This is a genomic window from Vibrio sp. 378 (assembly GCF_033339435.1).
Window position 1 is genome coordinate 1 of record NZ_JAWOUO010000854.1, and the last position, 587, is coordinate 587.

At 42.6% G+C, this 587-nt stretch carries 1 protein-coding gene; it reads left to right on the top strand.

Going from position 1 to position 587, the window contains the following annotated elements; genetic code table 11:
* The first annotated feature begins 41 nt into the window (after window positions 1–41).
* On the top strand, window positions 42–497 hold the full coding sequence (locus R7Q48_RS29225; protein ID WP_005463448.1) for an Lrp/AsnC family transcriptional regulator: 456 nt from the start codon (window positions 42–44) through the stop codon (window positions 495–497).
* Window positions 498–587 lie beyond the last annotated feature (90 nt).

Genomic DNA, 587 nt, shown 5'->3' on the forward strand with positions numbered 1-587 from the left:
TCGGTATAGAATAAGAAAATTAAGGGAAGCTTGGTATATTTATGGACAAATTTGATCACAAGATCATTGATATCCTCCGGCATAACGCGCGGTTGTCGGTCACCGAGATTGCGGAGAAGGTCAATTTATCTCGCTCAGCCGTCACGGCTCGTATTCGCAAGTTAGAAAATGACAAAGTCATCTTAGGTTATCACGCTGAAATTGCGCCTCCAGAGGGGGATTCGATCTGTGCCTACTTCGCATTGAAATTCGACACATCCATATCATCTTACTACTGTGAATCCTATGCTGATGAGTTGTATAAAATTGATGGTGTGAAATGGTGCCATGCAATCAGCGGCGAAACTGACATGATGGTATTTGTGGAAGTCCCTAACATGAATCGGCTCAATGAAATTCGAGACCAAATTCAACGCTTTCCTGAACTGCGTCATTTGATGACGCATACGGTTCTGACCGAGTTTTTTAATACGACCGGAAACAAGTTCGTAAAGTGAAGCATCAAGTGGGTCGAGAATGTTAAACAACATCAATTTAAATCTGCTGAGATCATTGCATGTGCTGCTTGAGGAGTGTCATGTAAGTCG

Bases quoted from the DNA above. Each gene is read 5' to 3' on its own strand.
- R7Q48_RS29225 (WP_005463448.1), top strand. From the start codon at position 42: ATGGACAAATTTGATCACAAGATCATTGATATCCTCCGGCATAACGCG.